Source organism: Streptomyces sp. NPDC014907, assembly GCF_055562975.1.
Genome location: NZ_JBVHEG010000001.1, coordinates 776,466 through 790,527, shown reverse-complemented (window position 1 = coordinate 790,527; position 14,062 = coordinate 776,466). Strand labels below are relative to the sequence as shown.

Below are 14,062 nucleotides of genomic sequence, written 5' to 3'. Positions count from 1 at the left end.
ACCGCTCCTCCGGGTTCCCGACATCTCCCATCCTGCCGCCGCAAAGAGGACGAAGCGTCGGTCTACCGGGCGATCGGGACCCTGGTAATCGTCGGGGTCGCACCCTGAGATCCCCCGCTCCGGGGCAGGGCGGAACCCCGGCCCCTCCCCGTTCCCCCGGAGGGGCCCGCACGGCCCGTCTCCGTCCTGCGGCGCAGTCGGGCCCGCCCCGCCGGGACCACCAGGAGGTGCGCGAGCGCCACCCCGGCCGTGTTCAGGAGCACCGAGTCCACGTCCACGACCTGGCCCGGCACCGCGGTCTGGAGCAGCTCCACCGCGAGCGACACCAGCGCCCCGGCGGCGGTCGTCCGCGCCAGCGAGGCCCAGCCGGAGACGCGGAGCCGTCCGTCGGCCATCGGGAGCAGCACCCCGAGCGGGGCGAGGAACACCAGGCCCTCGCCGATCAGCCGGGCCGCCTCGGCGCCGCCGAGCGCGAGATCGGCCCGCAGGCCGTCCAGCGGGACCGTGTTCGGCGGGGTCACCCAGGCCACGTCGCGTGGCCGCAGGGCGGTCCAGGCGACGAGCAGCAGATGCGCGAGGAGGAGGACGGACCCCACCACGCGGACGACCACGGCGGCACTGCCGCCCGAACCTTGACGCTGCACGCACCCCAAGACGTGTCCGCGAGCGGAATCGGTTCCGCCGGGCGCCGCCCCGGCCGCCGGATCAGCCGCGCGGGGGCGCAGACCCGGCCACCGGATCAGTCCCGCGGGGGGCGCCGCCCCGGCCGCCGGGTCAGTCCCGCGGGGGCGCCGACCCGGGCGCCGCGGCGGACTCCGGGGCCGCCGGGACCGGGGCCGTCGGCGGGGCGGACTGCGGGCGCTCGCGCAGCCCCGTCGTGCAGCGGTAGCGCTTCGGGGCGTACGGGCCCGGGCCGCCGAGCAGGACCGTGTGGCCGCCCGCGCCCGCCGCGCTCTCCCCGAAGGAGCAGACCAGCTGCGCCAGCGCGGTCGGCGCCAGGTCCTCCGGCTGCCGGCTCAGCCGCAGCGTGCCCGCCGGGTCGCCCCGGCGCCCGCCGGCCACCGTCAGCGGGCCGCGCACCGCGGTCGTGAAACCGGCCCGCCGCTCGTCCTCGGAGGGCTCCGCGAGCGACTGCGCCAGCAGTTCGCGGGCCGTCCGCACCGGGTCGGCGTCCGTCTTCTCCTCGGGCAGCGACGACCGTCGCTCCACCGCCTCCAGCTGCGAGCCGCAGACCAGGAACACCCGGACCGGCACGCCCCGCGCCGGGCCGTCCGCGACCGCGCTGCACGGCACCCGGGACGGGGCCGGGCCCGCGTCCACCGGGACCGACGTCGTCCTGATCCCGCAGCCGGCGGCGAGCACGGCGAACACGGCCGCCAGGGCACCCCTGCCCGCCGCACGACCCGCCGCACGACCCACGGCACGGCGCCTCACGCTTCCTCCTCGCCCTGGTCGCTGCGGGTCCGCACCCCGCGCGTGATCTCCGAGGCGTCCAGCGGCAGCCGCAGCTCGAACACCGCGCCGTCGACGGCCCCGTCCTCGCCGACCGAGTTCGAGGCCGTGATCGAACCGCCGTGGATCAGCGCGTTCTCCCGCGCGATCGACAGGCCGAGCCCGCTGCCGTCGGACCGGGGCCGGGACGCGCTCGCCTTGTAGAAGCGGTCGAAGACGTGCGGCAGCACCTCCTCGGGGATGCCGGGCCCGTGGTCGCGCACCGCGATGACCAGCTCCTCGTCCTCCGTGCGCACCGAGACCCGCACCGGCGAACCGCCGTGCTTCAGCGCGTTCCCGATCAGGTTCGCCAGGATCACGTCGAGCCGGCGCGGATCGAGCGGCACCACGATCCCGCGCTCCGCGTCCAGGTCCACCGCGTCCAGCCACGCCCGCGCGTCGATGCACGCGGTGATCTGGTCCGCGATGTCCACGTCGTCCAGGACGAGCCGGGCGGTGCCCGCGTCGAAGCGGGTCACCTCCATCAGGTTCTCCACCAGGTCGTTGAGGCGCCGGGTCTCGCTCACCACGAGGGCCACCGCCGGGGCGATCATCGGGTCGAGGGAGTCCTGTTCGTCCTCCAGGACCTCCGTGACGGCCGTCAGCGCGGTCAGCGGGGTGCGCAGCTCGTGCGACATGTCGGCCACGAAGCGCCGGCTGGACTCCTCCCGCGCGCTCATGTCCGCGACCTTCTTCTGCAGGGACTCGGCCGCGCTGTTGAAGGTGCGGGACAGATCGGCCAGTTCGTCCGTGCCCGACACCTCCAGCCGGGTGTCCAGCTTGCCCTCCCCGAGCTGCCGCGCGGCCACGCCGAGCCGGTGCACCGGCCGCAGCACGGTCGTCGCCGCGACCTGCGCGAGGAGCACCGAACCGACCACCGCGAGCGCGGTGGCGATCCCGAGCGACCAGGCCAGCGAGTTCAGGTCGGCCTTCTCCGCCGCCAGCGACTTGAACAGGTAGCCGGCGGGCCCGCCGCCGTCGATCCGCGCCCCGCCGACCAGGTACGGCGTCCCGTCCCGCTCGGTGCGCTGCCAGAACAGGTGGTACGGGTACCGGTTGGCGTCCGTCACCGGCCGCCGGGTGTCCACGGCCTCCCGCAGCGTGTGCGGCACGTCGGCCAGGGTGAAGTGGTCCGGGTCCGAGACGCCCACGATCGGCTTGCCCTCGTCCCGCTCGCCGAGCAGCAGCACCTGGTAGCCGGCGCTGCCGCTCGCCATCTGCTCCGCGGCCCGCCGCAGTTCGTCCGGCGAGGGCCGCAGCGGCATGGCCGCCACCCGGTTCTGCATCTCCTGCCGGAAGTCGTTGAGCGCCCCGTCCTGGGTGCGGGTGAGCACCGCCTCGCGGTTGAGCCAGTACGCGATCCCGGAGGCGGCGACGGCCGCGGTGAGGGCGACGAGGGCGAAGACGACGACGAGCCGCAGCCGCAGGCTGGAGAGCCGCAGCCGTGCGAGCACCCCCCTGCCGCTCACGCAGGGACGTCCAGCCGGTAGCCGACACCGCGCACGGTACGGATCAGGGTCGGCGAGGACGGCACGTCCTCCACCTTGGCGCGCAGCCGCTGCACACAGGCGTCGACGAGCCGCGAGTCGCCCAGGTAGTCGTGCTCCCAGACGAGCCGCAGCAACTGCTGCCGGGACAGCGCCTGTCCGGGCCGCCGGCTCAGCTCCAGGAGCAGCCGCAGCTCGGTCGGGGTGAGCTGGAGGTCCTCGCCGTTCTTGGTGACCGTCATCGCGGACCGGTCGATGACGAGCGAGCCGTACGTCGCGGAGTCCGTCGACTCCCGCTCGCCGCGCCGCAGCACGGCCCGGATGCGGGCGTCCAGGACCCGGCCCTGCACGGGCTTCACCACGTAGTCGTCGGCCCCCGACTCCAGGCCCACGACCACGTCGATGTCGTCGCTGCGCGCGGTCAGCAGGATGATCGGCAGCTGGTCGGTCCGGCGGATGCGCCGGCACACCTCGAAACCGTCGATGCCGGGCAGCATGACGTCGAGCACGACCAGGTCCGGCCGCTGCTCGCGCAGCAGCTGGAGGCCGTCCTCGCCCGTGGCGGCGGTGGCCACCCGGTGTCCCTGCCGGGACAGGGACAGTTCGAGGGCCGTGCGGATGGCGTCGTCGTCCTCGATCAGCAACAGAAAAGGCACGGGCAGCATTCTGTCTCATTCGGCCGTCCGAGTTCGACCGGCCGGAGGCGCGCCCCCGCCGCGGGGGCCTGTGACACGGCTGTGACAGTCGGCGGACAGCGCCATGAAGTCCCGGCGGCAAGCTTCTTGGCACACGGACCGAAACACACTCCAGCCGACGGGGGGCGCGAGATGAACGCACTGCACAGCACCGCTTCCAGCGCAGTTGTCACGCGTCTCCACGACGTCGTACGGAGCACGGAGAAGTCCGGCGCGATGACCGGAGGCACCTCCCCGCTCGGGGGAGGACGGGGGTGCGTCCGCGGCGTCGGACGTCAGCGCAAGGCGCCGTACATGGTGGCCGTCGCTGACGGGGGAGCGGTGTACGGGGAGGCCACGGGGGAGCGCCCCGGCTGTTCGGAGGCCGAGTTCACGGCCTACGTCCAGGAGCGCCGGGCCTCCCTGTACGCCACCGCCTACCACCTCACCGGTGACCGCTTCGAGGCCGAGGACCTGCTCCAGAGCGCGCTGTTCTCCACGTACCGCGCCTGGGACCGGATCAGCGACAAGGCCGCGGTCGGCGGGTACCTCCGCCGCACCATGACCAATCTGCACATCAGCGCCTGGCGCCGGCGCAAGCTCAACGAGTACCCCACCGAGGAGCTGCCGGAGACGGTCGGCGAGACGGACGCGATGCGGGGCACGGAGCTGCGCGCGGTCCTGTGGCAGGCGCTGGCCCGGCTGCCGGAGCTCCAGCGCACGATGCTGGTGCTGCGGTACTACGAGGGCCGAACCGATCCGGAGATCTCGGAGATCCTGGACATCAGTGTCGGCACGGTGAAGTCGAGCATCTGGCGCTCGCTGCGGCGACTGCGCGAGGACGAGGTGCTGAGCTTCGGCCGTGACGAGGAGGAGTCCTTCGGCGAGCTGGTGGCCTGAAGGCGGGGGAAACGGGGGAAGGACCCGCGGGGGCCACGGGGGAAACGGGCTCACGGGGGACCGTACGGGGGTACGGGGGATACGGGGAAAGGGAACGGGTCGTACGGGCCGGGGGGGCTCGTACGACCCGTTTCCGTCGTGTCCGGGGTCCGGCGCTACGGGCGGGCGGCCGGGGCGCGGTGGCGGCCCGCCGCCGCGGCGGCCAGCCGGCCCAGGGCCTCCGGCTTCGCGCAGGGGTGGGCGCCCAGCTCCGTCTGGCGGGCCACGATCGTCCGCTCGGCCCGCATCAGGCGCCAGCCGCGGCGCAGCAGGAACGGCACCGACTTGCGGCCCTCCCTGAGGTCCCGCACGAGACGGCGGCGGAACGTGGTCGAGGGGCGGCCGCGCAGACAGATCGCGTCGGCCAGGACGCCGAGGTCGCGGCAGCGGGTCACGATCTCGGCCGCGAAGATCCCCTCCGCCACGAACAGCGGTGTCCGCCCGATGTCCAGCCCCTCCCGGCCCGTCCGGGAGCTGGTGGCGATGTCGTACACGGGGACGTCGGTCCGCCCCGTGCGGCACAGCTCGACGACGGCGGAGACCGCGGCGTCCGCGTCCCAGGACCGGGGCGAGTCCCAGTCGATGTCCGAACCGCCGTCGACGAGCGGGAGCGACGGGTCGTCGTGCTCCTTGTAGAAGTCGTCGAGGCGCAGGACCGGGAGGCCGGAGGCGGCGGCGAGGGACGACTTGCCGGAGCCGGAGGGGCCCGCGAGCAGGACGACCCGGATCGGGATCGGTTGGGAACTCACGGAACACCAGTGTGAGGCATTCCCCCGTGCAGGGGACCCCGGGGACGGGCATTGGTATCGGGCATCACACCTCCACTACTGTCGGTGGCCGCCCGAACACCCCGTGGAAGGAACGTCATGGCGCGTCACGCAGCACCCCGCACCTCCCGTCGCAGCGCCCTGCTCAAGGCCGGACTCACCGTCACGGCGGCGGGTGCCGCGCTGGCCGGCGCGGGGGCAGGGGCCCAGGCCGCCGCGCCCCTGCCGCTGCCCGTCGACTCGCTGACCAGGACGGACGCGGGCGCGGCCGGCGCGGGCGCGCTCTCCGGCGTCGCCCACGGCGCCGGCCCGCTGACCCGGCTCCAGCTCGACCCGCTGGCCAACACCGGCGTCGACCCGCTCGACAACGGAGTCGGCACCCAGGTCGCCGACTTCAGGCCGGTCGGCACGAACCTCGTCACCGACCACCTCACGAAGGGCGGGGCCGTGGCGGACCTGCCGGTGGTCGGCCCGCTGTCGCAGGGGCTCCTCCCGTGACGCGGGCGCACGCGTGAGAGGGCCCCCGGGTTCGCCCCGGGGGCCCTCTCGCGCGCGGCGGCTAGTACGAGGAGCCGGAGGCGCCCAGGCTGCCCGTCGGGTGCCAGACGGTCTTCGTCTCCAGGAAGGCGGTCATGCGGTCCGTGCCCGGGGACTCCGTGAAGTCCTCGGCGCGGCGGCGCAGGACGCGCTTCAGGTTGTCCGCCGCCGCGATCTCCAGCTCGCGGGCGAGGGCGTCGTCGGCCGCGCCCGTCAGGTCGATGGCGTTGACGTCCTGGTGGGCCGCCAGGTGCGGGCCCATCTCGGAGGCCTTGCCGGAGAGGATGTTGACCACGCCGCCCGGGAGGTCGGAGGTGGCGAGCACCTCGCCCAGGGAGAGCGCGGGCAGCGGGTGCTTCTCGCTCGCGACCACCACGGCCGTGTTGCCCGTCGCGATCACCGGGGCGATCACCGAGACCAGGCCCAGGAAGGACGAGTCCTGCGGGGCCAGGACCGTGACGACACCGGTCGGCTCGGGGGTGGAGAGGTTGAAGTACGGGCCCGCGACCGGGTTGGCGCCGCCCACGACCTGGGCGATCTTGTCCGTCCAGCCCGCGTACCAGACCCAGCGGTCGATCGCGGCCTCGACGACCTCGGCCGCCTTGTTCTTGGACAGGCCCTCCGCGTGCGCGACCTCGTGCGTGAACTGGCCCCTGCGGCCCTCCAGCATCTCGGCGACGCGGTAGAGGATCTGGCCGCGGTTGTACGCGGTCGCGCCCGCCCAGCCGCCGAAGGCCTTGCGGGCGGCGACGACCGCGTCACGGGCGTCCTTGCGGGAGGAGAGCGGGGCGTTCGCCAGCCACTTGCCCTTCGAGTCCGTCACCTCGTACACCCGGCCGCTCTCGGAGCGGGGGAACTTGCCCCCGACGTACAGCTTGTAGGTCTTGAAGACGCTCAGTCGCGCGGTCGTCTCAGACATCGAGGTAGGCCTCCAGACCGTGACGGCCGCCCTCGCGGCCGAAGCCCGACTCCTTGTAGCCGCCGAAGGGCGAGGCCGGGTCGAACTTGTTGAACGTGTTGGCCCAGACGACGCCGGCGCGGAGCTTGTTCGCCACCGCGAGGATGCGGGAGCCCTTCTCCGTCCAGATGCCCGCCGACAGGCCGTACTGGCTGTTGTTGGCCTTCGCCACGGCCTCGTCGGGCGTGCGGAAGGTCAGCACCGACAGGACGGGGCCGAAGATCTCGTCGCGGGCGACGGTGTGCGCCTGGGTGACGTTCGTGAAGAGCGTCGGGGCGAACCAGTAACCGGCGGACGGGAGGTCGCAGGCGGCGGTCCAGCGCTCGGCGCCCTCCGCCTCGCCCTGCTCGACCAGGGTCGTGATGCGGGCCAGCTGCTCGGAGGAGTTGATGGCGCCGATGTCGGTGTTCTTGTCCAGCGGGTCGCCGAGGCGGAGCGTGGACAGGCGGCGCTTGAGCGCGTCGAGCACCTCGTCCTGGACCGACTCCTGGACCAGGAGGCGCGAGCCCGCGCAGCAGACCTGGCCCTGGTTGAAGAAGATGCCGTTGACGATGCCCTCGACGGCCTGGTCGACCGGGGCGTCGTCGAAGACGATGTTGGCGCCCTTGCCGCCCAGTTCCAGGGTCAGCTTCTTGTCCGTGCCCGCGACCGAACGCGCGATGGCCTTGCCGACGGCGGTCGAGCCGGTGAAGGCGACCTTGTTCACGCCGGGGTGCTCGACGAGCGCGGCACCGGCATCCCCGTAGCCGGGGAGGATGTTGACGACGCCCCTCGGCAGCCCGGCCTGGCGGCAGACGTCCGCGAAGAACAGGGCGGAGAGCGGGGTCGTCTCGGCCGGCTTCAGGACGACCGTGTTGCCGGTGGCGAGCGCCGGGGCGATCTTCCACGCCAGCATGAGCAGCGGGAAGTTCCACGGGATGACCTGGCCGGCCACGCCCAGCGGGCGCGGGTTCGCGCCGTAGCCGGCGTGGTCGAGCTTGTCGGCCCAGCCCGCGTAGTAGAAGAAGTGCGCGGCGACCAGGGGGAGGTCCGCGTCGCGGGTCTCCCTGATCGGCTTGCCGTTGTCCAGGGTCTCCAGGACGGCCAGCTCGCGGCTGCGCTCCTGGATGATCCGGGCGATCCGGAAGAGGTACTTGGCGCGCTCGGAACCGGGCAGCGCGGACCACTTCTCGAAGGCCTTGCGGGCGGCCCCCACCGCGCGGTCGACGTCCTCGGCGCCCGCGCGGGCCACCTCGGACAGGACCTCCTCGGTGGAGGGGGAGACGGTCTTGAAGACCCTGCCGTCGGCCGCGTCGACGAACTCGCCGTCGATGAACAGGCCGTAGTTCGGCGCGATGTCGACGACGGACCGGGACTCGGGCGCCGGCGCGTACTCGAATGCAGATGCCATGTTGATCAGTCCACCGTCACGTAATCGGGGCCGGAGTAGCGGCCGGTCGCCAGCTTCTGGCGCTGCATCAGCAGGTCGTTGAGCAGGCTGGAGGCGCCGAAGCGGAACCAGTGGTTGTCCAGCCAGTCCTCGCCCACGGTCTCGTTGACCAGCACCAGGAACTTGATCGCTTCCTTGGTGTTGCGGATGCCGCCGGCCGGCTTCACGCCCACCTGCACGCCGGTCTGCGCGCGGAAGTCGCGCACGGCCTCCAGCATGAGGAGCGTGTTCGCCGGGGTGGCGTTGACCGCGACCTTGCCGGTCGAGGTCTTGATGAAGTCCGCGCCGGCCATCATGCCGAGCCAGGAGGCGCGGCGGATGTTGTCGTACGTGGACAGCTCGCCGGTCTCGAAGATCACCTTGAGGCGGGCGCGGTCGCCGCACTCCGCCCTGATCGCGGCGATCTGCTCGAAGACCTCCAGGTAGCGGCCGGCGAGGAAGGCGCCGCGGTCGATGACCATGTCGATCTCGTCGGCCCCGGCGGCGATGGCGTCGGCCGTGTCGGCGAGCTTCACGGGGAGCGCGGCGCGGCCGGCCGGGAAGGCGGTGGCGACCGAGGCGACCTTGACGTCCGAGCCCGCGAGGGCGGCCTTGGCGGTGGCCACCATGTCGGGGTAGACGCAGACGGCGGCGGTCGTCGGAGCGGTGCGGTCGGTCGGGTCGGGGTGGACGGCCTTGGCGGCGAGCGCCCGGACCTTGCCCGGGGTGTCCGCGCCTTCGAGCGTCGTCAGGTCGATCATGGAGATGGCCAGGTCGATGGCGTAGGCCTTGGCCGTGGTCTTGATCGAGCGGGTGCCGAGGGACGCGGCGCGCGCCTCCAGGCCGACGGCGTCGACGCCGGGCAGCCCGTGGAGGAAGCGGCGCAGCGCACTGTCGGACGTGGTCACGTCGGCGAATGCGAGAGCTGCGGGTGCAGTGGTGGGCATGGTCACCAGTCGAGCATATCTACGCGCGTAGCGGCCTGTACAGGGGAGCCGGGCCACAGAGCCCGAGGTCACACGGGGAACGGCGGCGGGTGCGGAGTGGGTGACCTCTGTCACACACCCGTGACACGGAGCGGACCAGTCCCGAATACAAGATCATTAGATTTTTTCTCGCAGCCAGCCAGACCTCACCGGAAACAGTCGGACCGAGAAAAAGCGGCATGCGGCTCTCCACCCACCACCCATCCGAACCACAGGAGTCGTTATGCGCACCGCCCTTCGCACCGCCGTCGCCACCGCGCTCGTCGCGGGCGTCGCGGTCGTCACCCCGGCCCTCACGGCCGGCGCCGCTTTCGCCGCCGCCGGCCCGGCCGCCGTCACGCCCGCGCCGACCGCCACGGCAGCTCCGGACGCCACGCCCGCGCCGACCGCCACGGCCGGTGCGAAGAGCACGGCCGCTACGCCCGGTCCGAAGGCCACCACCGGGACGCCCGGTCCGAAGGCCACCACCGGGACGCCCGGCGCGAAGGGCACCCTCGTCCGCACCCAGACCCTCCTCAACGGCACCGTCGCCAAGATCTACAAGGTCAGGGAGCTGAACCACCGCGCCGAGCTCTTCTACCGGGGCAACCCGGTCGGCGTCCTGGAGGCGGTCACCCGCTCCGTCGCCGGCAACGACAACGGCGAGTTCTTCGTCCTCAACCCGGACGGCACCACCTACAACTGGGACCGCAACTACCTCCCCGGCGCCGCCCCCGGCCTCTACCGGCTCGCCGACGGAACCGTCCTCGAACTCGCCCGGAAGAACGGCCGCTTCGGCCTCCAGCTCATCGAGAACGGCAAGGGCCGCGGCTTCACGTACGTGACCGGCGGCCGCTCGGTCTGGACGTACGGCAGGGCCGTCGTCGTCCTGGAGCAGGACGGCGGATTCGCCGCCTACGTCCCCGGTTCCGCGCAGCAGGCGGCCCCGAAGCCCGTCAAGAACACGGCGTCCCCCGGCGCCTCCGTCCCCCACGGCACGTGCACGGTCAGCAGGACCGTGAGCATCGGCGCCGGCACCCGGGCCGAGCTGTTCATGTCGCCGCGCGGACCCGTGGCCGAGTTCAGCGCCGCCGGTGAGGACAAGGTCTTCGCCCTCCTCGACCGGGCGCACCCCTCGCTGCCGGCGAGCGTCGGCTTCATCGGCCGGATCATCGCCCCGAACAGCGCCACGCCGTCGCTCTACACCAAGGTCGAGGGCGGCGGCGCCAAGGGCGCCACGCACTCCTTCCCGAAGCTGCCGGCGGGCTGCGCGCTCGAAACGGCCCCGGCCGCCACCCCGGACGGCGACTCCTCGAACGGCGCCCCCGGTGCCCCCCGGACGGGCCAGACCTCCGTCGTCCCCAAGGGCGGTGTCGCCGCCGGCGCCGAGTTCGCGGCCGGGGACGGCTCCACCGCCCTGATGGCCACCGGCGCGGGCGCGGCCTCGCTCGCCGCCGCCGGCCTGGGCTTCGTCGTCCTGCGCCGCCGGTCCGCCGCCCGCGCCTGAGTCCCCCTCCCGGCCCCCGGGCCGGGAGGCCGGTTCCCTCCCCGACCCGAGCGGAACACACCCCCGGCCGGCCGCCGCGTTCCGCGCGGCGGCCGGCCGCACCCCGTACGCCGGCCGCATCCCGCACCCCGTACGCACCCCGCACCCCGCATCCCGTACGCCCGCCACCCCCCCCGCCCGCCCGGAGCCGCCCCGTGGACCGCCGCACCCGCGCCCGTACCGTTCCCGTCCTTCTCCTCCTCGCCCCCCTGGCCGCGCTCACCGGCTGCTCGTCCGGGGCCGGGGCGGCGCCCGCCGCCCCGCCCGCCCGGATCACCGCGACCGCCGCGCCCGCGCCGGAGGCGAGCGCCGCCCCCGTCCGGCCGCTGGGCCGGTCGCTGCCCGTCCGGGTCCGGGTGCCCGCCGCCGGGGTCGACACCGGCCCCGTCCTGCGGCTCGGACTCGCCGCCGACGGGACCGTGGAGGTGCCGTCGGTCGCCGACGCCGACCGGATCGGCTGGTACGACAAGGGGGTCACGCCCGGGGAGACCGGCCCCGCCGTCCTCATCGGGCACTTCGACACCGTGCGCGGACCGGCCGTCCTCAAGAACGTCTCCCGGGTCCGGCCCGGCGACGGGATCACCGTGACCCGGGCCGACGGCGGGACCGCCGTCTTCCGCGTCCGGGAGCTGGAGCAGGTCGACAAGGACGCCTTCCCGACCGCCAAGGTGTACGGCGACACCACCCGTCCCGAGCTGCGCCTGATCACCTGCGGCGGCGAGCTGACCGACGGCCACCGCCCCGACAACATCATTCTGTACGCCGACCTCGTGGCCACGCGGGCCGCCTGAGTCCCGGCCGGTCCCCTGAGGCACAATCGGCGGCATGACGACCCCCGAGCCGACCCCCGAGCCCCGCCCCGAGCCGGGCCCCGGATCGACCCCCGCGCAGCCGTCCCCCGACCGCGTCTTCCGGTCGCCCCTCGGAATCGCGAGCGGGGTGTTCCTGCTCGTGCTCGCGGTCGTCTTCGCCGGGGACGCGGTGCTGCGCGGCGAGGGCCGGGCCCCCTGGCTCGCGCTCGCGGGACTCGTCCTGGCGGCGTCGATGATCGTCGCCTTCACGATCCGGCCCGCCGTGTACGCGAACGACCGGCGGCTCCGGGTCCGCAACCCGTTCCGGACGATCACGCTGCCCTGGGCCTCCGTCGCCGACGTCCGCGCCGGCTACTCCAGCGAGGTCTTCACCCAGGAGGGCGCCAAGTACCAGCTCTGGGCCGTCCCCGTCTCGCTGCGCCAGCGGAAGAGGGCCTCCCGGCAGGCCGCCCGCGCCTCCCAGGACGACCCGCACGGCCGCACCTCCGTCCATGCCGACGTCCGGCAGAGCGCCTCCCGCACCGCGCCCACCGACCAGACCGTCGCCGATCTGCGCGAACTCGCCGAGCGCCACGCCGGGAGCCCGGACGCGCAGGGCGAGCCGCGGGTGCGCTGGGCGTACGGGATCGTCGTCCCCGCCGTCGCCGGGCTGCTGCTCCTGGTGGTCCTGGCCGCGACGGGCTGAACCGCGCCCGGGTACGGGAGGGGACCGGTACGGGAGAGGGCCGGCACGGGGGTGTGAACCCTCCGTACCGGCCCTCCGGCGTCCGTACGGCCGCCCTACAGCCCCGCGGCCGCCGCCAGGTCCCGCTTGAGCGCGCCGAGCAGCTCCGCGGCCGCGGCCCGTGCCGCCGGCAGCCCGTCCGCGCCGGCGACCGGCACCACGACCTCCAGGTAGCACTTGAGCTTGGGCTCGGTTCCGCTGGGGCGCACGATCACCCGGGCCCGGTGGTCGCCCTCCAGGTGGTAGCGCAGCCCGTCCGTGGGCGGCAGCGTCTCCGTGCCCTTCGTCAGGTCCTCCGCCGAGACGACCGTCAGGCCGGCCAGGGAGACCGGCGGCCGCTCGCGCAGCGCGGCCATCGCCCGCGCGATGATCCCCAGGTCCTCGACCCGCACCGACAGCTGGTCCGTGGCGTGCAGCCCGTGCTCCACGGCCAGGTCGTCCAGGAGGCCGGTCAGGGTCCGGCCCTCCTCCTTGAGGACCGAGGCCAGCTCGGTGACGAGCAGCGCGGCCGTGATGCCGTCCTTGTCGCGGACGCCGTCCGGGTCGACGCAGTAGCCCAGCGCCTCCTCGTAGCCGTACCGCAGGCCCTCGACGCGGGCGATCCACTTGAAGCCGGTCAGGGTCTCCTCGTACCCGACGCCCGCCGCCGCCGCGATCCGTTCCAGCAGCGAGGACGAGACGATCGACTCGGCGAAGACGCCCGTGACGCCCCGGCGCACCAGGTGCGCGGCGAGCAGCGCGCCCACCTCGTCGCCCCGGAGCATCCGCCAGCCGCCCTCGGCGTCCGCGTCCGGCACGGCCACCGCGCAGCGGTCGGCGTCCGGGTCGTTGGCGATCACCAGGTCGGGGTCCACGGCGCGGGCCGCCTCGAAGGCGAGGTCCATGGCGCCCGGCTCCTCCGGGTTGGGGAAGGCGACCGTCGGGAAGTCCGGGTCCGGGTCGGCCTGCGCGGCGACGAGCGCGGGCGGCGGGAAGCCGGCGCGCGCGAAGGCGGCCGTCAGGACGTCCTTGCCGACGCCGTGCATGGCCGTGTAGACGGTCCGCGCGGTGCGGGGCGATCCGGGGGTCAGGACGGCGTCCGTGCGCTCCAGGTAGGCGTCGAGCACCTCGTCGCCCAGGACCTCCCAGCCGTCCTCCGGGCGCGGCACGTCGTGCAGCGAGCGGACGGCGGCGATCTCGGCGGCGATCTCCGCGTCGGCGGGCGGCACGATCTGCGAGCCGTCGCCCAGGTAGACCTTGTAGCCGTTGTCGCGCGGCGGGTTGTGACTGGCGGTCACCTCCACGCCGGCGACGGCGCCCAGGTGCCTTATGGCGTACGCGAGGACGGGCGTCGGCAGCGGGCGGGGGAGCAGCGCGGCGCGCAGCCCGGCGCCGGTCATCACGGCGGCGGTGTCGCGGGCGAAGTCGGCGGACTTGTGGCGCGCGTCGTAGCCGATGACGACGAGTCCGCCCTCCCGGCCCCCGGCCTTCAGGTACGCGGCGAGGCCGGCGGCGGCGCGGACGACCACCGAGCGGTTCATCCGCATGGGTCCGGCGCCCAGCTCGCCCCGGAGTCCGGCGGTGCCGAACTGGAGGGTGCCGGCGAACCGGGCGGCGAGTTCGTCCGTCGTGCCGGCCGCGGCGGCCTCGATGAGTCGCGCGAGCTCCTCGCGGGTCTCCTGGTCGGGGTCCTCGTCGAGCCAGGCCTGGGCCCGGGTGAGGAGGTCGTCCTGCGTCACGGTGTGCCTTTCGGGAGAGCGGGCGGGTGCGGGCGG

Annotated in this window: 14 protein-coding genes; 5 read left to right on the top strand and 9 right to left on the bottom strand. The window is 74.2% G+C overall.

Features of this window, described 5'->3' with window-relative positions:
* Positions 1–62 precede the first annotated feature (62 nt).
* The 4 genes from ACZ3IL_RS03505 to afsQ1 form a co-directional block, all read right to left on the bottom strand.
* Positions 63–644, bottom strand: a complete 582-nt coding sequence (locus ACZ3IL_RS03505) for a VanZ family protein (protein WP_467386121.1) — start codon at positions 642–644, stop codon at positions 63–65.
* A 130-nt stretch (positions 645–774) separates the two neighbouring features.
* Positions 775–1,434 carry a hypothetical protein gene (locus ACZ3IL_RS03500; RefSeq protein ID WP_467386119.1) on the bottom strand — a complete coding sequence of 220 codons (660 nt, stop codon included), beginning with the start codon at positions 1,432–1,434 and terminating at the stop codon, positions 775–777.
* Positions 1,431–2,960 (bottom strand): ATP-binding protein, encoded by a 1,530-nt coding sequence (locus ACZ3IL_RS03495; protein WP_467386117.1) that lies wholly within the window; start codon positions 2,958–2,960, stop codon positions 1,431–1,433. The genes ACZ3IL_RS03500 and ACZ3IL_RS03495 overlap by 4 nt, the downstream gene beginning before the upstream one ends.
* Positions 2,957–3,634 carry a two-component system response regulator AfsQ1 gene (gene afsQ1 / locus ACZ3IL_RS03490; protein ID WP_017239746.1) on the bottom strand — a complete coding sequence of 226 codons (678 nt, stop codon included), beginning with the start codon at positions 3,632–3,634 and terminating at the stop codon, positions 2,957–2,959. The genes ACZ3IL_RS03495 and afsQ1 overlap by 4 nt, the downstream gene beginning before the upstream one ends.
* A gap of 171 nt (positions 3,635–3,805) precedes the next feature.
* Between afsQ1 and ACZ3IL_RS03485 the strand changes: the two genes are divergently transcribed.
* Positions 3,806–4,552 carry a SigE family RNA polymerase sigma factor gene (locus ACZ3IL_RS03485; protein ID WP_467386115.1) on the top strand — a complete coding sequence of 249 codons (747 nt, stop codon included), beginning with the start codon at positions 3,806–3,808 and terminating at the stop codon, positions 4,550–4,552.
* Between the two features lie 155 nt (positions 4,553–4,707).
* Here the strand turns inward: ACZ3IL_RS03485 and ACZ3IL_RS03480 are convergent, their stop codons facing one another.
* Complete coding sequence (locus tag ACZ3IL_RS03480) at positions 4,708–5,340, bottom strand: uridine kinase family protein (protein ID WP_467386113.1); 633 nt, start codon at positions 5,338–5,340, stop codon at positions 4,708–4,710.
* 117 nt (positions 5,341–5,457) lie between these two features.
* On the opposite strand from ACZ3IL_RS03480, the gene ACZ3IL_RS03475 reads away from it, so the two are divergent.
* Positions 5,458–5,856 carry a hypothetical protein gene (locus ACZ3IL_RS03475; protein WP_467386111.1) on the top strand — a complete coding sequence of 133 codons (399 nt, stop codon included), beginning with the start codon at positions 5,458–5,460 and terminating at the stop codon, positions 5,854–5,856.
* A gap of 61 nt (positions 5,857–5,917) precedes the next feature.
* Here the strand turns inward: ACZ3IL_RS03475 and ACZ3IL_RS03470 are convergent, their stop codons facing one another.
* Genes ACZ3IL_RS03470 through deoC form a run of 3 tightly spaced genes read right to left on the bottom strand, consistent with a single transcriptional unit; the run spans position 5,918 to position 9,208 of the window.
* Complete coding sequence (locus ACZ3IL_RS03470) at positions 5,918–6,814, bottom strand: aldehyde dehydrogenase family protein (protein WP_467386109.1); 897 nt, start codon at positions 6,812–6,814, stop codon at positions 5,918–5,920.
* Positions 6,807–8,243, bottom strand: coding sequence for an aldehyde dehydrogenase family protein (locus ACZ3IL_RS03465; protein WP_467386107.1), 1,437 nt, complete (start codon positions 8,241–8,243; stop codon positions 6,807–6,809). Before ACZ3IL_RS03465 ends, ACZ3IL_RS03470 begins: the two co-directional genes overlap by 8 nt.
* Positions 8,244–8,248: 5 nt before the next feature.
* Complete coding sequence (gene deoC / locus ACZ3IL_RS03460) at positions 8,249–9,208, bottom strand: deoxyribose-phosphate aldolase (RefSeq protein WP_467386105.1); 960 nt, start codon at positions 9,206–9,208, stop codon at positions 8,249–8,251.
* 262 nt (positions 9,209–9,470) lie between these two features.
* Between deoC and ACZ3IL_RS03455 the strand changes: the two genes are divergently transcribed.
* From ACZ3IL_RS03455 to ACZ3IL_RS03445, 3 genes are all read left to right on the top strand, one after another.
* On the top strand, positions 9,471–10,733 hold the full coding sequence (locus tag ACZ3IL_RS03455) for a hypothetical protein (RefSeq protein ID WP_467386103.1): 1,263 nt from the start codon (positions 9,471–9,473) through the stop codon (positions 10,731–10,733).
* Positions 10,734–10,927: 194 nt separating this feature from the next.
* The gene (locus ACZ3IL_RS03450) at positions 10,928–11,563 is read left to right on the top strand and encodes a class F sortase (RefSeq protein ID WP_467386101.1); all 636 of its coding nucleotides are present in this window, start codon (positions 10,928–10,930) and stop codon (positions 11,561–11,563) included.
* A gap of 34 nt (positions 11,564–11,597) precedes the next feature.
* Complete coding sequence (locus ACZ3IL_RS03445) at positions 11,598–12,269, top strand: PH domain-containing protein (RefSeq protein ID WP_467386099.1); 672 nt, start codon at positions 11,598–11,600, stop codon at positions 12,267–12,269.
* A gap of 95 nt (positions 12,270–12,364) precedes the next feature.
* On the opposite strand, the gene ACZ3IL_RS03440 is transcribed toward ACZ3IL_RS03445, so the two are convergent.
* The gene (locus ACZ3IL_RS03440) at positions 12,365–14,026 is read right to left on the bottom strand and encodes a phospho-sugar mutase (RefSeq protein WP_467386097.1); all 1,662 of its coding nucleotides are present in this window, start codon (positions 14,024–14,026) and stop codon (positions 12,365–12,367) included.
* Between the last annotated feature and the right edge of the window lie 36 nt (positions 14,027–14,062).

What these genes read in the sequence shown, in the direction of transcription:
- ACZ3IL_RS03485 (WP_467386115.1), top strand. Translation starts at nt 3,806, where the DNA reads ATGAACGCACTGCACAGCACCGCTTCCAGCGCAGTTGTCACGCGTCTC.
- ACZ3IL_RS03475 (WP_467386111.1), top strand. Translation starts at nt 5,458, where the DNA reads ATGGCGCGTCACGCAGCACCCCGCACCTCCCGTCGCAGCGCCCTGCTC.
- ACZ3IL_RS03470 (WP_467386109.1), bottom strand. Translation starts at nt 6,814, where the DNA reads ATGTCTGAGACGACCGCGCGACTGAGCGTCTTCAAGACCTACAAGCTG.
- ACZ3IL_RS03465 (WP_467386107.1), bottom strand. Translation starts at nt 8,243, where the DNA reads ATGGCATCTGCATTCGAGTACGCGCCGGCGCCCGAGTCCCGGTCCGTC.
- deoC (WP_467386105.1), bottom strand. Translation starts at nt 9,208, where the DNA reads ATGCCCACCACTGCACCCGCAGCTCTCGCATTCGCCGACGTGACCACG.
- ACZ3IL_RS03455 (WP_467386103.1), top strand. Translation starts at nt 9,471, where the DNA reads ATGCGCACCGCCCTTCGCACCGCCGTCGCCACCGCGCTCGTCGCGGGC.
- ACZ3IL_RS03445 (WP_467386099.1), top strand. Translation starts at nt 11,598, where the DNA reads ATGACGACCCCCGAGCCGACCCCCGAGCCCCGCCCCGAGCCGGGCCCC.